Annotated in this window: 19 protein-coding genes; 15 read left to right on the plus strand and 4 right to left on the minus strand. The window is 64.4% G+C overall.

What is annotated here, in order from left to right; genetic code table 11:
* Positions 1–95: 95 nt before the first annotated feature.
* Both B0G62_RS06500 and B0G62_RS06505 read right to left on the minus strand, forming a co-directional pair.
* Positions 96–1,148, minus strand: coding sequence for a cyclase family protein (locus B0G62_RS06500; protein WP_103703342.1), 1,053 nt, complete (start codon positions 1,146–1,148; stop codon positions 96–98).
* A 54-nt stretch (positions 1,149–1,202) separates the two neighbouring features.
* A complete protein-coding gene (locus B0G62_RS06505) occupies positions 1,203–1,946 on the minus strand; it encodes an IclR family transcriptional regulator (RefSeq protein WP_103703343.1) in 744 nt (247 codons plus the stop codon).
* Between the two features lie 326 nt (positions 1,947–2,272).
* Between B0G62_RS06505 and B0G62_RS06510 the strand changes: the two genes are divergently transcribed.
* Positions 2,273–3,595, plus strand: coding sequence for an MFS transporter (locus tag B0G62_RS06510; RefSeq protein ID WP_103703344.1), 1,323 nt, complete (start codon positions 2,273–2,275; stop codon positions 3,593–3,595).
* Between the two features lie 190 nt (positions 3,596–3,785).
* Positions 3,786–4,580 carry a DinB family protein gene (locus B0G62_RS06515; RefSeq protein WP_103703345.1) on the plus strand — a complete coding sequence of 265 codons (795 nt, stop codon included), beginning with the start codon at positions 3,786–3,788 and terminating at the stop codon, positions 4,578–4,580.
* Between the two features lie 26 nt (positions 4,581–4,606).
* Here the strand turns inward: B0G62_RS06515 and B0G62_RS06520 are convergent, their stop codons facing one another.
* Positions 4,607–5,521, minus strand: a complete 915-nt coding sequence (locus B0G62_RS06520; protein ID WP_407671142.1) for a LysR family transcriptional regulator — start codon at positions 5,519–5,521, stop codon at positions 4,607–4,609.
* Between the two features lie 297 nt (positions 5,522–5,818).
* Here B0G62_RS06520 and B0G62_RS06525 point away from each other — a divergent pair, with 297 nt between their 5' ends.
* From B0G62_RS06525 to lra1, 6 genes are all read left to right on the plus strand, one after another.
* On the plus strand, positions 5,819–8,104 hold the full coding sequence (locus B0G62_RS06525; RefSeq protein ID WP_103703347.1) for an NADP-dependent malic enzyme: 2,286 nt from the start codon (positions 5,819–5,821) through the stop codon (positions 8,102–8,104).
* 196 nt (positions 8,105–8,300) lie between these two features.
* Complete coding sequence (locus B0G62_RS06530) at positions 8,301–9,158, plus strand: fumarylacetoacetate hydrolase family protein (RefSeq protein ID WP_103703348.1); 858 nt, start codon at positions 8,301–8,303, stop codon at positions 9,156–9,158.
* Positions 9,159–9,171: 13 nt separating this feature from the next.
* Positions 9,172–9,924, plus strand: coding sequence for an SDR family NAD(P)-dependent oxidoreductase (locus tag B0G62_RS06535; RefSeq protein WP_103703349.1), 753 nt, complete (start codon positions 9,172–9,174; stop codon positions 9,922–9,924).
* Positions 9,925–10,095: 171 nt separating this feature from the next.
* Positions 10,096–11,385 carry an MFS transporter gene (locus B0G62_RS06540; RefSeq protein ID WP_244193147.1) on the plus strand — a complete coding sequence of 430 codons (1,290 nt, stop codon included), beginning with the start codon at positions 10,096–10,098 and terminating at the stop codon, positions 11,383–11,385.
* Positions 11,386–11,445: 60 nt separating this feature from the next.
* Positions 11,446–12,624 carry an L-rhamnonate dehydratase gene (gene rhmD, locus B0G62_RS06545; RefSeq protein WP_103703351.1) on the plus strand — a complete coding sequence of 393 codons (1,179 nt, stop codon included), beginning with the start codon at positions 11,446–11,448 and terminating at the stop codon, positions 12,622–12,624.
* 31 nt (positions 12,625–12,655) lie between these two features.
* A complete protein-coding gene (gene lra1, locus B0G62_RS06550; RefSeq protein WP_103703352.1) occupies positions 12,656–13,438 on the plus strand; it encodes an L-rhamnose 1-dehydrogenase Lra1 in 783 nt (260 codons plus the stop codon).
* A gap of 22 nt (positions 13,439–13,460) precedes the next feature.
* On the opposite strand, the gene B0G62_RS06555 is transcribed toward lra1, so the two are convergent.
* A complete protein-coding gene (locus B0G62_RS06555) occupies positions 13,461–14,444 on the minus strand; it encodes a LysR family transcriptional regulator (protein ID WP_103703353.1) in 984 nt (327 codons plus the stop codon).
* Positions 14,445–14,639: 195 nt separating this feature from the next.
* Between B0G62_RS06555 and rhaM the strand changes: the two genes are divergently transcribed.
* The 7 genes from rhaM to B0G62_RS06590 all read left to right on the plus strand — a co-directional run bounded on the left by rhaM (position 14,640) and on the right by B0G62_RS06590 (position 22,483).
* Positions 14,640–14,954 (plus strand): L-rhamnose mutarotase, encoded by a 315-nt coding sequence (rhaM, locus tag B0G62_RS06560; protein WP_103703354.1) that lies wholly within the window; start codon positions 14,640–14,642, stop codon positions 14,952–14,954.
* 20 nt (positions 14,955–14,974) lie between these two features.
* A complete protein-coding gene (locus B0G62_RS06565; protein WP_103703355.1) occupies positions 14,975–15,862 on the plus strand; it encodes an amidohydrolase family protein in 888 nt (295 codons plus the stop codon).
* A 71-nt stretch (positions 15,863–15,933) separates the two neighbouring features.
* Entirely contained in the window at positions 15,934–17,469 is a 1,536-nt protein-coding gene (locus tag B0G62_RS06570; RefSeq protein ID WP_244193126.1) for a sugar ABC transporter ATP-binding protein, read from the plus strand.
* Entirely contained in the window at positions 17,466–18,521 is a 1,056-nt protein-coding gene (locus tag B0G62_RS06575) for an ABC transporter permease (RefSeq protein ID WP_103703356.1), read from the plus strand. The genes B0G62_RS06570 and B0G62_RS06575 overlap by 4 nt, the downstream gene beginning before the upstream one ends.
* Positions 18,514–19,524, plus strand: coding sequence for an ABC transporter permease (locus tag B0G62_RS06580; protein WP_103703357.1), 1,011 nt, complete (start codon positions 18,514–18,516; stop codon positions 19,522–19,524). The genes B0G62_RS06575 and B0G62_RS06580 overlap by 8 nt, the downstream gene beginning before the upstream one ends.
* A gap of 101 nt (positions 19,525–19,625) precedes the next feature.
* Positions 19,626–20,633 (plus strand): rhamnose ABC transporter substrate-binding protein, encoded by a 1,008-nt coding sequence (gene rhaS, locus B0G62_RS06585; protein WP_103703358.1) that lies wholly within the window; start codon positions 19,626–19,628, stop codon positions 20,631–20,633.
* 317 nt (positions 20,634–20,950) lie between these two features.
* The gene (locus tag B0G62_RS06590; RefSeq protein WP_103703653.1) at positions 20,951–22,483 is read left to right on the plus strand and encodes a methyl-accepting chemotaxis protein; all 1,533 of its coding nucleotides are present in this window, start codon (positions 20,951–20,953) and stop codon (positions 22,481–22,483) included.
* The last annotated feature ends 89 nt before the right edge of the window (positions 22,484–22,572 follow it).

Here is a 22,572-nt window from a genome sequence, read left to right on the forward strand (position 1 = left end):
GCAGTTGCTGATGGAGCTGCCGGTCTGTTGCCGGATCGGCAGGATTGCTTATCGAATTCGAACCATGTCGGGGTCGAATAACGCGCGAAATTACGTCAAACCGTGGCGACCGGTGTGACCGGCGAGCCCATCGCGCCGGGCAGGCGCAGCGGCGGGGCGGTCAGCATGAAGCGCGAACGCCCATGCTCGCGCAGCCAGACGGCCAGATCGCGCAGATACCAAAGCTCGCCGAGCGGCAGCCCCAGCTTGAACAGGCAGTGATGATGCAGTGGCATCAGCGGATATTCGCCCGGCGTCGCCGGCTCGCGCGCGGGATAGCGCTCGACCGCATAGTTGTCGGCCGCCAGCGCGGCGATGCCGGAATCGCTGATCCATTGCAGCAGCCGGTCGTCGCGGCCATCGAGCGCGCCGCAATGGCTCGCGAGCGCCGCCTCGTCCGGCTGTTTGTTCATCTCCAGCACCATCTCGGCGAAACCGGTGCGCAGCAACAGCATGTCGCCGCGTTCGACTTCCACCTTGTCCGCTGCCACCACGCGCATCAGGTCGTCGTAGCCGATCGTGCGGAATTCACGCCCGAAATGCGCCGCGAAATCGATCAGCACGCCGCGGCCCTGCATGCCCTTGACGGCGAGATTCTCGATGCCGAGCACGTCCGCGTGGCTGTGCTCGCCGCCGCACGCATGTGGCGCGAAGCCGTTTTCCGCGCGATATTCCATGGGGCCGACGATGTCGCGGTTGGCGCGATAGCCGTTGTAGTAGACGCTTTCGGCCATGCCGTCGCCATCGGCGTCGAAACGCGCGCCCACGTGCGCGAGCGCATCCCATTGCGTCGAATACTGGAGCGAGAGCAGCACCTGGTCGTCGCTCACGATGTCGGTGGCCAGCGGCTCGTTGCGCGCGAACGGGAAATTCACATAAGGCAGGCCGTCGCGAAACGTCGGCCGCAGCACCGGCGGATGGCGGCGCACATTGAGCTTGCTCTCCCCCGGGAAATCGAGCGGCAGCGAGAGCGTGAAGCTCAGCCCCGCGCGGATTTCCTGCGCGCCCTTGAGGACCTGCTCGGCACCGATCAGATTGGGGCGGCCCAGCTGATCATCGGGTCCGAAGTCGCCCCAGTTCGAGCCTTCCGGCCGGTTCTTCCAACGCATGCTGTCTTCCTCCACATCTTTTTGCGGCGCGGCTTTCGCTTGCGATTGGCTAAATCAAGCGGCGAGCAGCGACGGCGGTATCTGCGCGTACACGTCGAGCAGCGCCTGCACGGCTTGCGGCTCGTTGCGCAGCAGACGCGCCTTGGGCGCGCCGATGACGAGTGCAAACGCCTCGCCGTGAATCAGGAAACCGCGCGCGAGACCGGCCACGTCCTCGACGCTTTCGCCCGTCGAGCGGTGCCAGCCATCGATCACGCCTTGTTCGATCTCGCGCTCGAACTTCTCTCGCTCGAGCACGGAACCGTTGGCCGCGAGCGGCAGCGGCACGTTGTTGTCGAGGAACTTGCGGCGGCCCTTGGCGCCGAGCGCGCCCAGCAGGGCCTTGCCCGCCGCGCTCGCGATCGACATGAAGCCGCCCGGCTCGTCGCTGTAGCGGATCTTCTGACGCGACTGGATCACGTCGAGATAAACCACGCGATTGCCCGCGAGCGTCGCCAGCCCCGCCGTTTCGCCAGTCGCGTCGCGCAGGGCGCCCAGCAGCGGCTGGAACATCAGCGTGAGCGGGTCCTCGCTGCAAATGTCGCGGGCGACGTGCAGCAGGCGCTGCGTGGGGTAATAACCCGCCTTCACGCCCGGCGCGTAGAGGTAGCCCTTGGCCACCATCGTTTGCAGGAGGGCATGACAGCTCGAAAGCGGGATCTCGGTTCGACGCGCAATTTCGCTGTAGATCATCGGCTGCCGGACTTCGGCAAAGAGGTTGATTACATCGAAGACGCGTACTGCAGTTTTCACATCCATGAGAGCATTATCGGCATACCGATAACTATCTGACAATACACTTACGGGTAAACACCTAAAACGCGCGCGGCGCTGTCCCGTCTGGGCGCGGCGCGAACGCGGGTTATCCCTTAATTGACGGTATGAAACGGGCGCTTCATATTCCGCATCTTCTGGCCGAAGTTCGATAAATGAAAGAATGTTCGTAATTTGAACATTGCAGAATACTTTCGGGCGACGCACGAATCTCAGCCGTTAGCGGCGAGTTTCGTATCGGAAAGACGGTCGGATTCCCCGTGTTTCGGATGGGAAACACGGCGGTCGAAAACGAAATCTGGAGACGTACCTTGGCAGCTTCCTCACTCGACACCCAGCATCGCCAGGCCCGCAAGGCCGGCATCGCCTCGTTCGTCGGTACGACGATCGAGTGGTACGACTTTTACGCGTACAGCACGGCGGCGGCGCTCGTGCTCGGCAAGCTGTTTTTCCCCTCGACCAATGCGGTGGTGGGCACGCTCGCGGCGTTCGCCTCGTTCTGGGTGGGCTTTCTGGCGCGCCCGATCGGCGGCATCGTGTTCGGCCATCTTGGCGACAAGGTGGGCCGCAAGAAGACGCTGATCATCACGCTCATGCTGATGGGTTGCTGCACCACGGCCATGGGCCTGCTGCCGACTTACGGGCAGGTGGGTGTGCTCGCGCCGGTGCTGCTGATTCTGCTGCGCCTGCTGCAAGGGATCGCGATGGGCGGCGAGTGGGGCGGCGCGGTGGTGCTCTCGTCGGAGCACGCACCCAAGGGCAAGGAGATTTTCTATTCGGCGTTCGCGCAGCAGGGCTCGCCTGCGGGCAATCTGCTGGCGACGGTGGCGTTTCTCGTGATCTCGACGCTGCCCGACCACGAGTTCATGACCTGGGGCTGGCGCGTGCCGTTCCTGATGTCGGCGCTGCTCGTGATCGTGGGCATGTTTATCCGCATGAGCGTGGACGAATCGCCGGCCATGAAGGAACTGCAGGCGCAGAACAAAGTGGTGAAACTGCCGATCGGCGAGGTGCTGCGCCATCACAAGGCGCTCGTGGCGATGGGCGTGGGCGCATGCGTGATTGCGTTGTCGGCGACTTACTTCAAGACCACGTTTGCGTTGTCGTGGGCGGTGACGTCGATCGGTTTCGACCGCACGCAGTTCCTGGGCGTGATTACGTTCGCCATCGTCGTGCAATTGATCGTTCAGCCGTTCGGCGCGGTGCTGGCCACGAAGCTCGATCTGCGCAAGGCCATCATCTACATGCTGGTGCCTGAAATCGTGGCGCTGCCGATCATGTTCTCGCTGATCGCGACGGGCTCGACGAAGCTCGCGATGTTCGGCATGGCGCTCGCGTCGATTCCGCATTCGCTTTACTACGCGGCGATGGCGGGTATGCTCGCGAAGGCGTTTCCGGCGCAGGTGCGCTATACGGGCATCTCGCTCGCGTATCAGATCTGCGGGATGGTGTTCGCGGGCACGACGCCGATTCTCGGCCAGTTTTTGCTGGGCGCGACGGGCAGCATCGTGTCGGTGGTGGCGCTGGGCATCGTGCACGTATTGATTACGCTGGTCTGCGCGCTGATGCTGGTGTCGCGCATGCAGGGCGACGCGGTTGCGAGCGAAGCGGGCGTGGTGACGGCGCGCACTTGAGGCGGGTGTTCTGACGCGTGCCTGACGGCGCGTGATGTTTAGTGTCCAGCTCTGCCGGGCGCAGGTTAAAACTTGCGTCCGGCAGTTTGTTTTATAGGCCCCGAAAGATGGATTTACGCGTCTCTTGCTCCGCTTGCGCTTTTTAACGTATCATTTTGATACGTTAAAGAATAGGCCATAAGGACGCGCCATGCACTCCCGCTTTGACCGTTTCCGGACCACCGCACTGGCCAGCCAGTTGGAGGCGCTGATCGACACACCGCAGCGCTATGTCGAATACGCCGTGCTCTCGCGCGTGGGCGTGGCCGCCGTTTCGGCCGTCATAGACGAAATCGCCCTGAAATTCCCGGAAGTCGAGCAGGATCACACCGCGCGGCAGTTCTGCGGCGCGATGGTGGCGGAGGTGATGCGGCGTCACGGACACGAGGTCGCGCAGGCGCGCGGGCGCGTGGGCGGCGCGCTCTTCAGCTATGGGGCGGTCTTCAGCGCCCAGCCGGTGAGCTTGCCGTTCGCCGATGTGATCGACGCGCTTGCGGGAATGCCCGAGCGTTTTGATGCGCTCGTCGCCCGCGTGCCGCACGCGCTCTGGTCGCGCCGCCCGCAAGGCACCGGCTTTTCGCTGCTGGAACACGCGTGCCATTTGCGCGATCTCGACGCCGTGTTCGCCGCGCGTTTCAGTGCGGTGCGCAAGGCCGATCTGCCGTTGATCGAATCGGTGAACGGCACGACGATCGCCGAGGAACGCAACTATATGGCGCAGGATCTTGCGGCGGCGCGCGACGAATTCGCCATCAACCGGCAGCGGCTATGCGCGTCGCTCAAGCGGCTCACGCCTGGGCAACTGGCGCGCTGCGGGCTGCGCGACGGGGTGCGCCGCATGACGCTGGAGGAATTGGTGCGCGAATTGCTCGATCACGACAAGACGCACGCGCTCGAACTCGAAGAACTCGAACACGAACTGCAGGCACTCGCCGAGCAAGCATAAACGCCCTTGAAAACAAGGGGAAAACCTCAGCGCCGCGCGGCTTCCGCTTCCAGATAAAGCTCGCGCAGCGCCTGGCCGAACACGCCGTCCACTTCGCGCAGCACGCCTGCGCGCGTGAACAGGGCGATGGGCGGCAGCGTCCAGTCGAAGGTGTACGGCACGATCGCCACGCCCGCGATATGCACGAGTTCCTCGGCGATATCGGCGGGCACGATGGAAACGGCGTTCTCGTTCGCCGCGATCATCTCGCCGATCAGGCGCGACGTGTAGCTCTCCATGATCGGCACCGGCGGCACCACGCCCGCGTGCAGGAAGAGATCGGCAATCTGCTCGCGGATCGGCGTATTGGGCGCGCCCAGAATCCAGTCGAGTTCCGCGAGTTTTTGCCAGTTCGCCTTGCTGCGCCCGAGTCGCGCCGCGAGGCGCCGGCTCGCGATCAGCCGTGGCGTCTGCTGATACAGCACCTCGAAGCGCAATTGCGTGACGTCCACCGTGGCCGACGCGCGCCCGATCACAATATCGAGCGTATGGTCGCGCAGTTGCGGCAGCAGCGCGTCGCTAGTGCCTTCGTGGATCGTCATGGTGACGCGTTGCGGCAGGCGCGACTGCGCCAGGCGAATCGCCGTGGCCAGCGTGCGCCCCGAAATGAACGGAATCACGCCCACGTGCAGGCGCGTGGCATGGCCGGCGACCACGGCTTCGATATCGCGCGCGAGGTGGTCGAGATCGTGCAGCATCGCCTGGGCGCGCGTGAGCACCACATTGCCGAGCGGCGTGGGCGTCATGCCGCGCGGCGAGCGCTCGAATAGCGGCGCGCCGAACATGCTTTCCATTTCGGCGAGCGCGTTGGTCACGGCCGGCTGGCTCGTGGCCATATGTTCGGCCACGCGCGTGAGAGAGCCGTGCTGGCGAATCTGCAGCAGCAGCACCAGATGACGCATTTTGAGGCGCGAAAGGAGGCGCCGGGTGACTTCTTCGATACTGAACGACACGATCCGCTTATCCGGGAGACCCGCTGGGTGAGGCTGGGATGCCGGGGACGCCCGCGCCGCCCGCCGGGGCAGCGCCGTGGCGGCGCTGGGGCGGGAACCGGGACGGGAATCGGGGAGGCATCATGAAAAAATAATGGCCCCATACTAAATCAAAATGGCCAGCTTATGACGGCTCACTAGAATCGCCTCATTCGAACATGACCGCCGCGCCGTCCGTGCGCGGGGCCCATCATCAGAGTGAGGAACATGAACAAGACCGATCGCCAGGCCGCCCTCGAGTATCACGAATTCCCCACCCCGGGCAAGATCTCGGTGACGGCGAGCAAGCCGCTCGTCACCCAGCGCGATCTCGCGCTCGCCTATACGCCGGGCGTGGCGGTGGCCTGCGAGGAGATCGTCACCGATCCGCAGAACTCGTTCCGCTACACGGCGCGCGGCAATCTGGTCGGCGTGATCACCAACGGCACGGCCGTGCTCGGTCTGGGCAACATCGGCGCGCTGGCGTCGAAGCCGGTCATGGAAGGCAAGGCGGTCCTGTTCAAGAAGTTCGCCGGCATCGACGTGTTCGACATCGAAGTCACGGAAAGCGATCCGGACAAGCTCGTCGATATCATCGCGAGCCTCGAAGCCACCTTCGGCGGCATCAATCTGGAAGACATCAAGGCGCCGGACTGCTTCACGGTCGAGCGCAAGCTGCGCGAGCGCATGAAGATTCCGGTCTTCCACGACGATCAGCACGGCACGGCGATCACCGTTTCGGCGGCCTTCCTCAATGGTCTGAAGGTGATCGGCAAGGACATCACCAAGGTCAAGGTCGTGACCTCGGGCGCGGGCGCGGCGGCGCTGGCCTGTCTGGACCTGATGGTCGATCTGGGCCTGCCGCTCAGGAACATCTGGGTGACGGACATCGACGGCGTGGTCTATCAAGGCCGCACGACGCTGATGGATCCGGACAAGGAACGCTTCGCGCAGGATACGTCCGCGCGCTCGCTTGGCGAAGTGATCGAAGGCGCGGACGTGTTCCTCGGTCTGTCGGCCGGCGGCGTGCTGAAGGCCGAGATGGTCAAGAAGATGGCCGACAAGCCGCTGATTCTGGCGCTCGCGAACCCGACGCCGGAAATCTTCCCGGAAGTCGCGCTCGAAGCGCGCCCGGATGCGGTGCTGGCCACGGGCCGTTCGGACTTCCCGAACCAGGTCAACAACGTGCTGTGCTTCCCGTACATTTTCCGCGGCGCACTCGATGTGGGCGCAACGACCATCACGCGCCGCATGGAAATCGCGGCCGTGCACGCCATTGCCGGTCTCGCGGAAGAAGAACTCAACGACTCGGTCGCGGCGGCTTATGGCGCGTACGATCTGCGCTTTGGCCCGAAGTACCTGATTCCGAAGCCGTTCGATTCGCGCCTGATCGTGCGTATCGCGCCGGCGGTGGCCAAGGCCGCCATGGAAGACGGCGTGGCGACGCGTCCGATCGACGACTTCGCCGCCTACACGAACGAGCTGCAACAGTTCGTCTACCACTCGGGCGCGTTCATGAAGCCGATCTTCGCGGCCGCCAAGCAGTTCGTGCGTGACGGCGCCAAATCGCGCATCGTGTTCGCGGAAGGCGAGGAAGAGCGCGTGCTGCGCGCGGTGCAGGTGATCGTCGACGAAAAGCTCGCACGTCCGATCCTGATCGGCCGTCCCGAAGTGCTGCTGGCGCGCATCGAGAAGTTCGGCCTGCGCCTGAAGCTGGGCGAAGATGTCGAAGTCACCAATCCTGAGTACGACGAACGATTCCACCAGTACTGGACCACATATTGGGAACTGCGTTGCCGCGATGGCATTTCGAAGGAAATGGCGCGCGTGGAAATGCGCCGTCGTCTCACGCTGATCGGCGCGATGATGGTGCGCCTGGGCGACGCCGACGGCATGGTGTGCGGCACGGTCGGTGCGTACCACGACCACCTGCGCTTCGTCGACGAAGCCATCGGCATGCAGCGCAACGCGAAAACCTACGCAGCGATGAACATCCTGCTGCTGGACAAGCGCACGGTCGCCATCGTCGATACGCACATCAACGATAACCCGAACGCCGAGCAGATCGCCGAATTCACGCTGGCGGCCGCACGTCAGATGGAATGGCTCAATCTGCAACCGAAGGTGGCGCTGCTGTCGCGCTCGAACTTCGGCTCGGGCAGCTCGGCCTCGGGCACGAAGATGCGCGAAGTGCTCAAGCTCGTGACCGAACAGGCGCCGGACCTGGAAATCGACGGCGAAATGCACGGCGATTGCGCGCTCGACGAAGCGCTGCGCCAGCGCATCCTGCCGCATTCGCGTCTGCAAGGCTCGGCGAATCTGCTGGTGTGCCCGAACGTGGACTCGGGCAACATCGCCTACAACCTGCTCAAGACGGGCGCGGGCAGCAACGTGGCGGTGGGACCGTTCCTGCTGGGCGTGAACGCGCCGGTGAACATTCTCACGTCGAGCTCGACGGTGCGACGCATCATCAACATGGCGGCGCTCACGGTGCTCCAGGCTAATCGCGACTAAGACAGCATAAAGCCAGGATATACCCGAAGTAAAAGGCGGCGACCCGAAAGGGCGCCGCCTTTTTTGCGTCTGCAACTGGCAGCGCCGCACCGCGATCCACTTTTGTTATCGCCCCATGCGCCAATCGGATTGTCCGGCTATCGCAGCCTGCCTATATTGGTGACCAATGCTCAAGTCCAATATCAGGAGACACCGCATGAAGCTGGTCCGCTGGGGCGGTAAGGGTAGGGAAAAACCGGGCGTGCTCGACCGCGAAGGCCGCGTGCGCGACCTCTCGGCCGTACTGCCCGATCTCGCGGGCGAGGCGCTGGGCGCGGCGTCGCTCGATCGACTCGGCGCGCTCGATCTGGCGCAACTGCCGCTCGTGCCCGCCGACGCGCGCCTGGGGCCTTGCGTCGGCCAGGTGGGCAAGATCGTCTGCGTGGGGCTGAACTACTCGGACCACGCGGCTGAATCCAATATGCCGGTGCCCGCCGAACCTGTACTGTTCTTCAAGGCCACCAGTTCACTTAGCGGTCCTCATGACGATGTCGTGATCCCGCCCGGCGCGCAAAAAGTCGATTGGGAAGTCGAACTGGGCGTCGTGATCGGCAAGGCAGCGCGCTACGTGTCGCGTGAACGCGCGCTCGACCATGTGGCGGGCTATTGCATCGTCAACGATGTGTCCGAGCGCGCCTGGCAGATCGAGCGCGGCGGTCAGTGGGACAAGGGCAAGAGCGCCGATACCTTCGCGCCACTTGGGCCGTGGCTCGTCACGCGCGACGAGATCGCCGATCCGCAGGCGCTCGACATGTGGCTCGAAGTCGACGGCAAGCGCTATCAGCAGGGCAATACGCGCACGATGATCTTCGACGTGGCCACTTGCGTGTCCTACATCAGCCATTTCATGAGCCTGCAACCCGGCGACGTGATTTCGACGGGCACGCCGCCTGGCGTCGGCATGGGGCAGAAGCCGCAGCCCGTCTATCTGCGGGCGGGACAGACCATGCGCCTGTCCGTGGCGGGGCTGGGCGAACAACAACAGCGTGCCGTCGCTCCGACGGTCGATGCATGAGGAGACGGCCAACATGAACCAGCTTGATCTCAAGAATCGTGTGATGGTGGTGACGGGCGGCGCGCGTGGCCTCGGCTACGCGGTCGCGCAGCGCGCGCTGTGCTCGGGCGCGGCGGTGGCGTTGTGGGACATCGACGCCGATCGGCTGGAACGCTCGCGCGCCGAACTCTCCGAACTCGGCAGCGTGTCGGCCGTGAAGGTCGAATTGACCGACGAAGCCTCGGTCGAAGACGCCGCGCAGCGCACGGTGGCAACGCACGGCGCGATTCACGCACTCGTCAATAGCGCGGGCATCACGGGCGGCAACGGTCTCACGTGGGAATTACCCGTGGAGACGTGGCGCCGGGTGATCGAGGTGAATCTGATCGGCAGCTATCTGACCTGTCGCGCGGTCGTGCCGCAGATGATTGCGCAGGGCTATGGGCGCATCGTCAATATCGCTTCGGTGGCCGGCAAGGAAGGCAATCCCAATGCTTCGCACTACAGCGCATCGAAGGCGGGCTTGATTGGCCTCACCAAGTCGCTCGGCAAGGAACTGGCCACGAAAAACGTGCTCGTGAACGCGGTCACGCCGGCGGCGGCGAAAACCGAGATCTTCGACTCCATGTCGCAGCAGCATATCGACTACATGCTCGCGAAGATCCCGATGAACCGCTTCCTGATGCCGGACGAAGCGGCCGCGATGATCGTCTGGCTCTCGTCGGAGGATTGCGCGTTCAGTACCGGCGCTGTGTTCGATCTTTCGGGCGGGCGCGCGACGTACTAATCGAGGCGTTTCGATTCGATGCGCCAGCCAGGCGCACGGCGAGAGAAAAAGGGCGGCCGCAGCGCGGACCGCTCTGCAAGGGATCGACAGGAGACATCGATGCCGGACGAAGCGTCACCTTCGCAATTGTCACAACCGCAGCAGGCGTTGCAGCGCGCGGGCAGCAAGGCCATGCGGCGTCTGTTGCCGTTCCTGCTGCTCATGTACGTGCTCGCGTTTCTGGACCGGGCGAACATTGGTTTCGCGCAAAAGGCGCTGCAACACGATACGGGGTTGTCCGATGCCGCGTTTGCTTTCGGCGCGGGCGTCTTTTTCCTGGGCTATGCAGTGTTCGAGGTGCCGAGCAATCTGTTGCTCCATCGCGTCGGCGCGCGGCTCTGGATGTGCCGGATCATGGTGACGTGGGGGCTGATTTCCGCCGCGATGGCGTGGGTGCATTCGCCCGCATCGTTTTATACACTGCGTTTTTTGCTGGGCGTGGCCGAAGCGGGTTTCTTCCCGGGCATCATCTTTTACCTTACGCAGTGGTTTCCGCAATCGGCGCGGGCGCGCGCGATTGGCGTGTTCTACTTTGGCGCGCCGCTGGCTTTCATCTTCGGCGGCCCATTGTCGGGACTGCTTATCGATATGCATGGCGTGGGCGGTCTCGCGGGCTGGCAATGGCTCTTTCTCGTCGAAGGCGCGCTGGCGTCGCTGGTGGGCGTCTGGGCCTTCTGGTATCTGACCGACCGTCCCGAGCACGCCCATTGGCTCGACGCCGATGAGCGACGCGCGCTGACTGCCGCGCTGCTCGTCGATGCTGGCGAGGCCGCCGCGCACGGCGCGCGTAATGCGTTTGCGGCTTTGGTCGACCGCCGCGTGCTGGCGTATGCCGCGATCTACGCGCTGATCCAGATGAGCGTCTATGGCGTGATTTTCTTTTTGCCGCAACAGGTGGCGTCGCTCGCGGGCGCGGCCGTGGGGCTGAAGGTCGGGCTGCTGGCGGCGGTGCCGTGGGTGTGTGCGCTTGCGCTGACATGGCTTGTGCCGCGCCGCGCCGACCGCATGGGCAGTCATCGCGTATGGACGGTTGGCCTGCTCGTGCTGTCTGGACTGGGCATCGCGATGTCCGGCATGGCCGGCGATCTGGGCGTACCCATCGTCGCCATGATCGGCCTGTGCTGCGCGGCCAGCGGCTTTATCGCGGCGCAACCGCTGTTCTGGACCTTTCCGGCGCGCGATCTTGCGGGCGCGGCGTCAGCGAGCGGCATCGCGTTGATCAACGCGCTCGGTGGCCTGGGCGGCTTTCTTGCACCGCTGCTGCGCGCCGCCGCCGATCGACATTTCGGCTCGCACGCGGCAGGCCTTGAATTGCTGGGCTTTGCGAGCCTCGCGGCTGCGGCACTTGTTTTCATCGTCGTGCCGCGCGGTGGTGGGCCTCGCGCCAACGTATTCGCGCAGCCCACTGGCAGCGCGCATTGAATCGCATACCTGATTAATTGACCTGGCGTCAAGCACCCTCACTCTCAGGAGCAAGCATCCATGGCCATGCCTACCATCAAACACGTTCGCGCTTTCACGGTGCGCGGCGGCGGCGCGGATTATCACGATCAGGCCGACGGACACTGGATCGACAATCATATTTCGACGCCGATGGCACGCTATCCCGAGTATCGCCAGAGCCGCCGCTCGTTTGGCATCGACGTGCTGGGCACCCTCGTTGTCGAGGTGGAAGCGAGCGATGGCACCGTGGGCTTCGCGGTCACGACGGGCGGCGAGATTGGCGCGTTCATCGTCGAAAAGCATCTCGCTCGCTTTCTTGAGGGCCAGCGCGTGACGGATCTGGAAAAGATCTGGGACCAGATGTATTACTCCACGCTTTACTACGGCCGCAAGGGCGTGGTGCTCAATACGATTTCGGGCGTGGATCTGGCGCTCTGGGATCTGCTCGGCAAGCTGCGCGAGGAGCCGGTCTATCAACTGCTGGGCGGTCCGGTGCGTGACGAACTCGTGTTCTATGCGACCGGCGCGCGACCCGACCTCGCAAAGGAGATGGGCTTTATCGGCGGCAAGCTGCCTTTGCTGCACGGTCCCGCCGAAGGTGAGGAGGGCCTCAGAAAGAACATCGAAACGCTCGCCACGATGCGCGAGCGCGTGGGCGACGACTTCTGGCTCATGTATGACTGCTGGATGAGTCTGGACGTGCGCTACGCCACGCGTCTGGCCGAAGCCGCGCACGAATACGGTCTCAAGTGGATCGAGGAATGCCTGCCGCCCGACGACTATTGGGGCTATGCCGAACTGCGACGCAACGTGCCGCGCGGCATGATGGTTTCGACGGGCGAGCACGAGGCCACGCGCTGGGGCTTTCGCATGCTGCTGGAAATGGGCTGCTGCGATCTGATCCAGCCCGATGTGAACTGGTGCGGCGGCATGACGGAGCTCATCAAGATTTCCGCGCTTGCCGACGCGCACAACACGCTGGTGGTGCCGCACGGATCGTCCGTGTACAGCTATCACTTCGTGGTTACGCGCCACAACTCGCCGTTCGCCGAGTTTCTGATGATGGCGCCCAAGGCCGATCAGGTGGTGCCGATGTTCACACCGTTGTTGCTGGACGAACCGGTGCCGGTGAAAGGCCGCATGAAGGTGCCGGACCGGCCGGGCTTCGGCGTGCGGCTGAATCCGGATTGCAAGCTTTCGCGTCCCTACCAACATTAAGCCCGATCGACATCGCTCAGGAGGAAGCATCGTGCTGCTCAAGGACAAGGTGGTGATCGTCACCGGCGGCTCGCGCGGCATCGGGCGCGCCATTGCGGTTGCGAGCGCGCGCGAAGGCGCGGACGTCGCGATCAACTACTGGGGCGATAACGACGCCTCGTATGGCCGCCGCTCGGCGATTGGCGAAGTGCTCGACGAGATCGAGCGGCTCGGGCGTCGCGCGATTGCCGTCGAAGGCAACGTGGCGGCTCCGCAAACGGGCGTCGATCTCGTGCGCCAGACCGTCGAGCATTTCGGGCACGTCGACGTGCTGGCGAGCAACGCGGGCATCTGTCCGTTCCATTCGTTCCTGGACATGCCGCCGGCCGTGCTCGAACGCACCATCGGCGTGAATCTGAACGGCGCGTTCTATGTCACGCAGGCCGTGGCGCGGCAGATGAAGGAGCAGGGCACGGGCGGAGCGATCGTCGCGACCAGTTCGATCAGCGCGCTCGTCGGCGGCGGCATGCAGACGCACTACACGCCCACCAAGGCCGGCGTGCATTCGCTGATGCAGTCGTGCGCGATTGCGTTGGGGCCGTACGGGATCCGCTGCAATTCGGTGATGCCGGGCACCATCGCCACCGATCTGAACGCCGAAGACCTCGCGGACGAAGAAAAGCGCGCGTACTTCGAAAAACGCATTCCGCTCGGGCGACTGGGCGCGCCGGAAGACGTGGCCGACTGCGTGGTATTTCTCGCTTCGGATCGGGCGCGTTATGTGACGGGCGCAGCGCTGCTGGTGGACGGCGGCTTGTTCGTCAACCTGCAATAGCAGGCAATGGATCGATAAGGACTCACGAATGTGTGGCGAGCCTCATGTCGCGAACGGTGTCGTCGGGCTTGAAGGGCTGCGAGAAGCGGCGCAGCAGGCCGACGAAATGCTCGGCGGGTTCCGCGAGCGCCTCGCCTTTGCGCGTGAGCACGCCGTAGCCCGGCAGGCTCTTGCCGATTTCGAGCGGCAGCACGGTGAGCAGCTTGCCGCGCACATGATCGCGCACGACGGATTCGGGCAGCATCGCCACGGCGTCGAAGCTTTCGAGCAGTTGCAGCGTGGCGAAGATGGAAGCCGACTCCGTGAGGTTCATCGGCGTGGCAAGACCGGCGCGCGCGAGTTCGCCTTCGAACAGTTCACGCGCGGGACTCGTGATGGGCTGCGCGACCCATGGCCAGTCCATCAGTTCGGCGAGTGTCACTTGTTCGCGGCGCGCGAGCGGATGGCGCGCGCGCACCACCAGCACGAGCGTTTCGCGCGCGAGTGGCTCGAAGCTGAAATCGTTGTGTTGCAGCGGCGTGGTCAGGCGGCCGAGCGCAAGGTCGACATCGCGGCGATGCAGCAGTTGCACGACCTGATCGCTGGTTTCGCCAAGGATGCGCACATGCAGCAGCGGCCGCTCGGTCTTGAGCGTGGCGACGGCCTGCGCGAGCAGATCGGGCGCGGCGCCCATGATCGCGCCGACGGTGAGCTGACCGTGGCCGCCGCGCCGCTTCACGTCGAGATCGTCGGCGAAGCGGGTGAGATCGGACAGCGCGCGGCGCGCGTAGGCCAGCGTGACGACGCCCAGCGCCGTAGGCTGCATGCCGCGCGCGTTGCGCTCGAAGAGGCGAAAGCCGAAGGCTTCCTCGATGTCGCTGAGCATGCGGCTCGCGCTGGGTTGCGCGACGTTGATGGCATCGGCGGCCTGATGGACATTGCGGGCGTCGTCGAGCGCGACGAGCAGGGCGAGGTGCTTGAACTTGAGACGATTGACGAGCGAAACGACGGCGGTCTGATGGTTCATGAGTCCTGCGATCCGGTTTGTGTATCGCCCGATCCCAACAACGGATTGGTTGGCTATCGATGGCGGAATTATAGTCGTTCGAATCGCTGCAAGACCATGTGAAAACACGCGTAAAGGTTAGGGCAAACGCCAGGCCCGTGACTAAAACCGCGCGCCAGAAAAACGCAGCAACCAGGCTGGACCGGAGACACGATCATGGAAACAGTTGCGTTTCGGATGCAGCTCGATCCCGGCAACCGGGATGAATACGAGCGGCGTCACCGCGAAATCTGGCCCGAACTCGCCGGCGCGCTGCGCGACGCGGGCGTGCAGGACTACTGGATCTTTCTCGACGAAAGCACGCATGCGCTCTTTGCGGTGCTCAAACGGCGCGACGATCACACCATGGATCGCCTGCCCGAAACGGCCATCATGCGCAAATGGTGGGATTTCATGGCCGACATCATGGCGACCGGCGAGAGTAATGTGCCTTTGACGCAGCCGCTGGTGCCGGTTTTCCATTTGCCATGATTCGCCACGAGGAGCACGCCATGCAGGTGGTCGATCCGCACGTTCACTTCTGGGATCTCGACACGCATCACTATCCCTGGCTCGCGAACCAGGGCACGTCCTTCGTGGGCGATGCGCGCGATCTTAAGCATAACTATCTACCTGACGATCTCTTGCGCGAAGCGGGCGATATCGAAGTGCTCAAGGTCGTGCACGTGGAAGCGAATCACGATCCGGCCGATCCCGTAGAGGAGACGCGCTGGCTGGAGTCGATCGCCGACGCCGGGAAGGGACTTCCCAACGCCATCGTTGCCGCCGCGGATCTGAGCGCGCCGAATGCATCGGAAATCCTCGCGGCGCACGCAGCGTTCGACCGCACGCGCGGTATTCGCCAGATTCTCAACGTGCATGCGAATCCGCTCTATGACTATGTGGGCCGCCACTATATGCGCGAGCCGGCCTGGCGCAAGCACTTCGCGCTGCTCGAACAACACGGGCTGTCTTTCGATCTGCAACTCTATCCGGCGCAGATGGAAGAGGCCGCCGCGCTCGCGCGCGCGCATCCCGGCGTATCGCTCATCGTCAACCACGCGGGCATGTTCGTGGACCGCAACGGCGTGCAGGGGTGGCGCGATTGGCGCGACGGCCTGCGCGTGCTCGCGGCGTGCCCGAATGTGTCGGTGAAGATCAGCGGCCTGGCGATGTTCGATCACGAATGGACGGTGGAAAGCCTGCGTCCCTACGTGCTCGAAACGATCGACGCCTTCGGCGCGTCGCGTGCCATGTTCGCATCGAATTTCCCGGTGGACCGGCAGTTCGGCGGCTATGCCGAATTGTGGCGCGCCTATGCCGCCATCATTGGCGATGCCAGCGAAAGCGAGCGTACGGCGCTCTTTCGCAGCAACGCCGAACGCATTTACCGTATCTAGCGATCCAGCGCCCGAACAAGCTGACCAAGCTGAACAGAAAGATTGCGGGAGCAACGAATCAGGAGACATGCGTGGAATCGAAAGCAACGGCAGCAGGCGTGCCGCGCCTCGAGCTAAGACGGGCCAGCAAGTCGTTCGGGCGCGTGCGCGCGCTCGTGGACGGCACGCTCGTGCTCTGGCCCGGCGAGGTGCATGCGCTGCTCGGCGAGAACGGCGCCGGCAAATCGACGCTCGTGAAAATCCTCGCGGGCGTGCATCGTCCCGATGGCGGCGAAATGCTGATCGACGGCAACGAGCAACAGTTCGTCACGCCCGCGCAGGCGCGCGACGCCGGAATCGCCGTGATCTATCAGGAACCCACCTTGTTCTTCGATCTATCGATCGCCGAGAACATCTTCATGGGACGTCAGCCCGTGGGCCGATTGGGCCGCATCGATCATGACGCGATGCATCGCGACGTGGCGGCGCTGCTCGCCTCGCTGGGCGTCGATCTCAAGGCCGAGCGGCTGGTGCGGGGTCTGTCGATCGCGGACCAGCAGGTGATCGAGATCGCCAAGGCGCTGTCGCTCAACGCCAACGTGCTCATCATGGACGAGCCGACGGCGGCGCTTTCGCTGCCCGAGGTCGAGCGGCTCTTCACGATCGCGCGCAAATTGCGCGATCGCGGCGTGGCGATCCTCTTCATCACGCACCGGCTCGAAGAAGTGTTCGCGCTCACCCAGCACGTGACCATCATGCGCGACGGCGCGAAGGTGTTCGACGCGCCCACGGCGACGCTCACGACCCAGGAAATCGTCGCGCGCATGGTCGGGCGCGACCTTGCCACGTTCTATCCGAAAGCCGATGTCGCGCCTGGCGAAGTGATGCTGCGCGTGCGTGGCCTCACGCGGCGCGGTGTGTTCAAGGACATCGCCTTCGATGTGCGCGCGGGCGAGATCGTGGCGCTCGCGGGTCTCGTGGGCGCGGGCCGCAGCGAGGTGGCGCGCGCGATCTTCGGCATCGATCCGTGCGACGCGGGCCAGGTGCAGGTAGCGGGCAAGGCGCTCGCGATGGGCCGTCCCGCGCGCGCGGTGAAGGCCGGTCTCGCGCTAGTCCCCGAGGATCGTCGCCAGCAGGGCCTGGCGCTTGAATTGAGCATCGCGCGCAATGCGTCGCTCACGGTGCTGGGCCGCCTGGTGCGCTTCGGATTGATTTCCACGCAGCGCGAGGTCGAACTGGCCGGGAAGTGGGGCACGCGCCTGCGTTTGAAGGCGAGCGACCTGAACGCGCCGGTCGGCACGCTCTCGGGCGGCAACCAGCAGAAGGTGGTGCTCGGCAAGTGGCTCGCGACGGGGCCAAAGGTGCTCATCATCGACGAACCCACGCGCGGTATCGACGTGGGTGCGAAAGCGGAAGTCTACGGCGCGCTCGCCGAACTGGTGCGTGAGGGCATGGCGGTGCTGATGATTTCGAGCGAATTACCCGAGGTGCTGGGCATGGCCGACCGCGTGCTGGTGATGCACGAAGGCCGCATCACCGCCGATATCGCGCGCGCCGACGCCGACGAGGAGCGCATCATGAGCGCCGCGCTCGGTCAGGCCAACATCCATCTGGGGAACGCAGCATGATGGGTCATTCCACTTCTCCGCATCCCTTGCAAGGCGGCGGCCCGCGCGTGCCGCGGCGCGGCGCGGCAGCGCTCGCGCAGACGCTTGCGAAAAGCCGCGAAACCACGCTGTTCGTGGTGCTGCTGCTGATCGTCGGCGGCACGGCGCTGGCAAGGCCCCAGTTCCTCAATCTGCAGAATCTGCGCGACGTGCTGCTCAATGTATCGATCGTGAGTCTGCTCACGGCGGGCATGACGATCGTGATCCTGATGCGGCATATCGATCTGTCGATCGGCTCGACGGTGGGCATCAGCGCGTATGCGGTCGGCAGCCTGTATGTGGCGTTTCCGCACATGCCGGTCATCGTGGCGCTGGTGGCGGGCCTCGCGATCGGCATGGTGGCCGGCTCGATCAATGCGCTGCTGGTGGCGGTGGGGCGCGTGCCGTCGCTGGTCGCCACGCTGTCCACTTTGTATATCTTTCGGGGTGCTGATTATGCATGGGTGCACGGTGGACAGATCAACGCGACGAGTCTGCCTGACGCGTTCTCGCATCTCGCGACCGGCGCGTTGCTGGGCGTGCCCGTGCTCGCGCTGATTGCGATCGTGCTGCTCGCCGCGCTCTCCGTCTATCTCAAGCAGTTCCGGCCAGGCCGCGAGTACTACGCGATCGGCTCCAACCCCGAGGCCGCGCGCCTCGCCGGCATCAACGTCGAGCGTCGTGTGGCGATGGGCTTCGTCATCAGCGGGGCCATCGCGGGCTTGGCGGGCGCGTTGTGGCTCGCGCGTTTCGGCACCGTCGATGCCAGCACCGCGAAGGGCATCGAGCTTCAGGTGGTGGCCGCCGCCGTGGTGGGCAGCGTGGCCATCACGGGCGGCGTGGGCACGATCCTCGGCGCGACGCTGGGGGCGCTGGTGCTCGGCGTCATCAGCATCGCGCTGGTGGTGCTGCACGTTTCGCCGTTCTGGGAACAGGCCATTCAAGGCGCGCTGATCGTCGCGGCCATTACCGCCGACACGCTGCTGGCCCGCTCCGTCGCCAAACGCATGATGAGGAAACGCGATCATGGCTAAACCCGACTCCGCATTGCTGACACGCCGCGCCGGCCTGCCTCTTACCTGGGAGTCGCTGCTGGTGGTGATACTCGTGCTCTCGCTCGGGGTGGGGCGCGTGCTGTCCGACGTGTTTCTCACCGGCGCGAACCTGAGCAACATACTGGCCGATCTCACCGAAGTCGCGCTGATGGCCTTGCCGATGACGCTCATCATCGTCGCCGCCGAAATCGATCTGTCCGTCGCCTCGATGCTGGGCGCGTCGAGCGCGCTGCTGGGCGTGCTCTGGCACATGGGCGTGCCGATGCCGCTGGCGATGGCGCTCGTCCTGGTGGCAGGCGGCCTCGCGGGCCTCTTCAACGGGCTCGTGATCGTCAAGCTCAATCTGCCGTCGCTCGCGGTCACTATCGGCACGCTCGCGCTGTTTCGCGGCCTTGCCTACGTGCTGCTGGGCGATCAGGCGATCGCCGATTTTCCGCCGGCCTACACGCTGTTCGGCATGAGCAATCTGGGCAGCACCTTCATTCCGCTGCCGTTCCTGATCGTCGCCGCGGGCGCCGTGGTGTTCACGCTGCTGCTGCAGGCGACCGCCTTTGGCCGCAGTCTCTATGCGATCGGCGCGAACAGCACGGCGGCGTCGTTTTCTGGTATCGATGTCGCGCGCGTCAAGTTGCGCCTTTTCGTGCTCTCCGGCGTCATGAGCGCGCTTGCGGGCATTGTCTATACGCTGCGTTTCACCAGCGCGCGCGGCGATAACGGCGAAGGCTTCGAGCTGTCGGTGATCGCGGCGGTGCTGTTCGGCGGCGTGAGCATCTTCGGCGGACGCGGTTCGATGTATGGCGTGCTGCTGTCCTTGCTGATCGTCGGCGTGCTCAAGAACGCGCTCACGCTCGCGGACGTATCGAGCGAAACGCTCACCATCGTGACGGGCGCGTTGCTGCTCGCCTCGGTGCTGATTCCCAATCTCGCGGCGCGCTGGCGCACGCTGCGCGACCGGCGTGCAATTGCACGCGCGGCAAGCTGAAACGCAGTCGAAAAAGAAGGAAGCGGTAAAAAGCAGGAAAAAGCAGTCAGCCGTCAATCGGTCCGGCGCATCAGCCGGACCCTCATCGAGGAGACACGTTCATGATGAAGCCAGTCCGTCACGCATGCACGGCGCTGCTATGCGCCATGCTGTTGGGCGCGGGCCTGTCCGCGCACGCCGCCGGCATCAAGGAAGGCCTGAAAATCGCCTTCGTGCCCAAGCAGATCAACAACCCCTACGAAGTGATCGCCGATAACGGCGGCATGGACGCCATCAAGGAATTCAAGGGCGACGGCAAGGTGGTCGGGCCGTCGGACGCGGGCGCGTCCTCGCAGGTGTCGTACATCAACACGCTCACCACGCAGCATCAGGACGCCATCGTGATCGCGGCCAATGACGCGAACGCGCTCGTGCCCTATCTCAAGCGTGCGATGGCGCAGGGCATCAAGGTCGTCACCTTCGATTCGGACACGGCCCCCGATGGCCGCCAGATCTTCGTGAATCAGGCCAACGCGGAAAGCATCGGGCGCGGCCAGATTCAGCTCGTGGCGAAGCTGATGAACAACGAAGGCGAGTTCGCGATTCTCTCGGCCACGCCTAACGCGACCAATCAGAATACCTGGATCAAATGGATGCAAGAGGAACTGAAGAAGCCCGAATACGCGAAGATGAAGCTCGTGAAAATCGCTTACGGCAACGACGACGACCAGAAGTCCTTCGTCGAAACGCAAGGTCTGCTGCAGGCGTATCCGAACCTGAAGGCGATCGTCGCGCCGACTTCGGTGGGCATTGCGGCGGCGGCGCGCTATATCTCGTCGTCATCCAGCAAGGGCAAGGTGGCCGTCACGGGTCTGGGCACGCCGAACCAGATGCGCGCGTTCGTGAAGAACGGCACGGTCAAGGCGTTCCAGTTGTGGGATCCGGGCGCACTGGGCTACCTGGCCGCTTACGCCGCCGCGAATCTCGCGTCGGGCACCATCAGCGGCAAGGAGGGCGACAGTTTCGATGCGGGCAAGCTCGGCAAGCGCACCGTCGGCAAGAGCGGCGAGGTGATACTCGGACCGCCCACGACCTTCGACGCTTCGAATATCGATAACTTCAATTTCTAGCCGGTATGGAGTAAAACGAAAACGATTTCATTGGGTGTACCGATTAAAAGGCCCGATCGATTCGGGCCTTTTGCTTGCGCCAATCGCTTTCCATTTATTGCATTTTCTGACGAGAAATTTCGTCTGATTAAATCTTCATCCACAACAGTCCTTTCTTGCCCTTCAGTTTCGCGCGCATATGCCGATAGCATGGCGGGGCGGTGGTTCCTCAAGAGGGCTGCCTGACCGCTCCCGCCGCGCTTATTTCGCGCTTAGTCCGCGTCTAACCCCACGCTTCGAGCGCCGACGCCGCGCAAGCCAACCGCAAGGAAATGACGATGAAGTTGACCCTGAAGATTCCGCTCGCCTTCGCGGCGGCGCTCCTGCTGATGTTTGCGGGCGCGTTCTACGGAATCTATTCGCTGAACCAGTCGCTGAACGTGTATGGCACGACGGTGCAGAACAGCGCGGCCAACGAGCGCGCGGTGACGGCGACGCTGCTCGCCTTCAAGGTGCAGGTGCAGGAGTGGAAGGACACGCTGTTGCGCGGCAAGGACCCGGCCATGCTCGACAAGCACTGGTCCGCGTTCGAGGCGCGCGAGCGCGAGGTGGATACGCTCGCCGGGCAACTCAAGTCGAGCCTGCCCGAAGGCGAAAGCCGCGATCTGATCGATCGCTTCGCCAGCGCGCATACGGCGATGGGGCAGGGCTATCGCACGGGACTGGCGGCCTTCAAGGCGGCAGGTTTCGAGCCCTCGGCGGGCGATCAGGCAGTGGCGGGCGCCGACCGCGCCCCGGCCGCGTTGCTTGACGAAGCCGCACACAAGATCGCTGCACAAAGCGCCGAGGTGTCGGCGCAAGCCGCGCAGCAGGCCCATCAGGCGACGCTGCTCAGCGCAGTGTTGATGGTGGCCGCACTGGCGGCGTCCATGACGGGCGCGTGGTTCTTCAGCCGCACCGTGACGAAGCCGCTCGCGCGCGCGCTCGAATGCACGCAGGCGGTGGCGCAGGGCGATCTCGCTTTCGAGGTGCGCACGCAAGCCGGTGCGCGCGACGAAACGGCGCTGCTGCTCGACGCGCTCAAAAGCATGCAGTCGAGTCTCGCGGGCGTCGTGAGCCAGGTGCGCAGCCATGCGCAAGGGGTGGCATCGGCGAGCGACGAAATCGCAGCGGGCAATCTCGGCTTGTCGGCGCGCACGGAAGACCAGGCGGCCTCGCTCGAAGAGACGGCCGCGAGCATGGAAGAACTGACGGCCACGGTGCGCCAGAACGCGCAGAACGCGAAGCAAGCCGCGCAACTGGCGGGCGACGCGGCAGGCACGGCCGCGCGCGGCAAGGACCTGATGAGCGAAGTCGTCGAGACGATGCGCGGTATTGCGTCCAGCTCGGGCGAAATCGTCGACATCATCGCCGTGATCGACAGTATCGCGTTTCAGACCAATATCCTCGCGCTGAACGCGGCGGTCGAGGCCGCGCGCGCGGGCGAGGAAGGGCGCGGCTTTGCCGTGGTGGCTTCGGAAGTGCGTACGCTCGCGCAGCGCAGCGGCGCGGCGGCCAAGGAAATCAAGGCGCTGATCGAAGCGTCGGCGCAACGCATCGACGCCGGATCGGCGCTCGTGAACGACGCGGGCAACGTGATCGGCGAAATGGTGGACGCGGTGCAGCGCGTGACGGTGATCGTCGATGAAATCTCCACCGCCTCGCAGGAGCAGAGCACCGGCATCGAACAGGTGAACGTCGCCGTCACGCAGATGGACGAGGTCACCCAGCACAATGCGGCGCTCGTCGAGGAAGCCTCGGCTGCGGCGCATGCGCTCGCGGAACAGGCCGCCGAGCTGCGCGAGGCCGTGGGCGTGTTCAGGCTCGCCTGATTTGCGCCGCCAAGCGCGGAAAAAAGAACGGCACGGGATGAACCGTGCCGTTTGTTCTTGAGGACCGGGTCGAAGTCCCGGTAGCGTTC

Source organism: Paraburkholderia eburnea (assembly GCF_002917095.1).
Taxonomy (GTDB): Bacteria; Pseudomonadota; Gammaproteobacteria; order Burkholderiales; family Burkholderiaceae; genus Paraburkholderia; species Paraburkholderia eburnea.

What these genes read in the sequence shown, in the direction of transcription:
- B0G62_RS06500 (WP_103703342.1), bottom strand. Translation starts at nt 1,148, where the DNA reads ATGCGTTGGAAGAACCGGCCGGAAGGCTCGAACTGGGGCGACTTCGGA.
- B0G62_RS06505 (WP_103703343.1), bottom strand. Translation starts at nt 1,946, where the DNA reads ATGGATGTGAAAACTGCAGTACGCGTCTTCGATGTAATCAACCTCTTT.
- B0G62_RS06515 (WP_103703345.1), top strand. Translation starts at nt 3,786, where the DNA reads ATGCACTCCCGCTTTGACCGTTTCCGGACCACCGCACTGGCCAGCCAG.
- B0G62_RS06520 (WP_407671142.1), bottom strand. Translation starts at nt 5,521, where the DNA reads ATGCGTCATCTGGTGCTGCTGCTGCAGATTCGCCAGCACGGCTCTCTC.
- B0G62_RS06525 (WP_103703347.1), top strand. Translation starts at nt 5,819, where the DNA reads ATGAACAAGACCGATCGCCAGGCCGCCCTCGAGTATCACGAATTCCCC.
- B0G62_RS06530 (WP_103703348.1), top strand. Translation starts at nt 8,301, where the DNA reads ATGAAGCTGGTCCGCTGGGGCGGTAAGGGTAGGGAAAAACCGGGCGTG.
- B0G62_RS06535 (WP_103703349.1), top strand. Translation starts at nt 9,172, where the DNA reads ATGAACCAGCTTGATCTCAAGAATCGTGTGATGGTGGTGACGGGCGGC.
- B0G62_RS06540 (WP_244193147.1), top strand. Translation starts at nt 10,096, where the DNA reads ATGCGGCGTCTGTTGCCGTTCCTGCTGCTCATGTACGTGCTCGCGTTT.
- rhmD (WP_103703351.1), top strand. Translation starts at nt 11,446, where the DNA reads ATGGCCATGCCTACCATCAAACACGTTCGCGCTTTCACGGTGCGCGGC.
- B0G62_RS06555 (WP_103703353.1), bottom strand. Translation starts at nt 14,444, where the DNA reads ATGAACCATCAGACCGCCGTCGTTTCGCTCGTCAATCGTCTCAAGTTC.
- rhaM (WP_103703354.1), top strand. Translation starts at nt 14,640, where the DNA reads ATGGAAACAGTTGCGTTTCGGATGCAGCTCGATCCCGGCAACCGGGAT.
- B0G62_RS06565 (WP_103703355.1), top strand. Translation starts at nt 14,975, where the DNA reads ATGCAGGTGGTCGATCCGCACGTTCACTTCTGGGATCTCGACACGCAT.
- B0G62_RS06575 (WP_103703356.1), top strand. Translation starts at nt 17,466, where the DNA reads ATGATGGGTCATTCCACTTCTCCGCATCCCTTGCAAGGCGGCGGCCCG.
- B0G62_RS06580 (WP_103703357.1), top strand. Translation starts at nt 18,514, where the DNA reads ATGGCTAAACCCGACTCCGCATTGCTGACACGCCGCGCCGGCCTGCCT.
- rhaS (WP_103703358.1), top strand. Translation starts at nt 19,626, where the DNA reads ATGATGAAGCCAGTCCGTCACGCATGCACGGCGCTGCTATGCGCCATG.
- B0G62_RS06590 (WP_103703653.1), top strand. Translation starts at nt 20,951, where the DNA reads ATGAAGTTGACCCTGAAGATTCCGCTCGCCTTCGCGGCGGCGCTCCTG.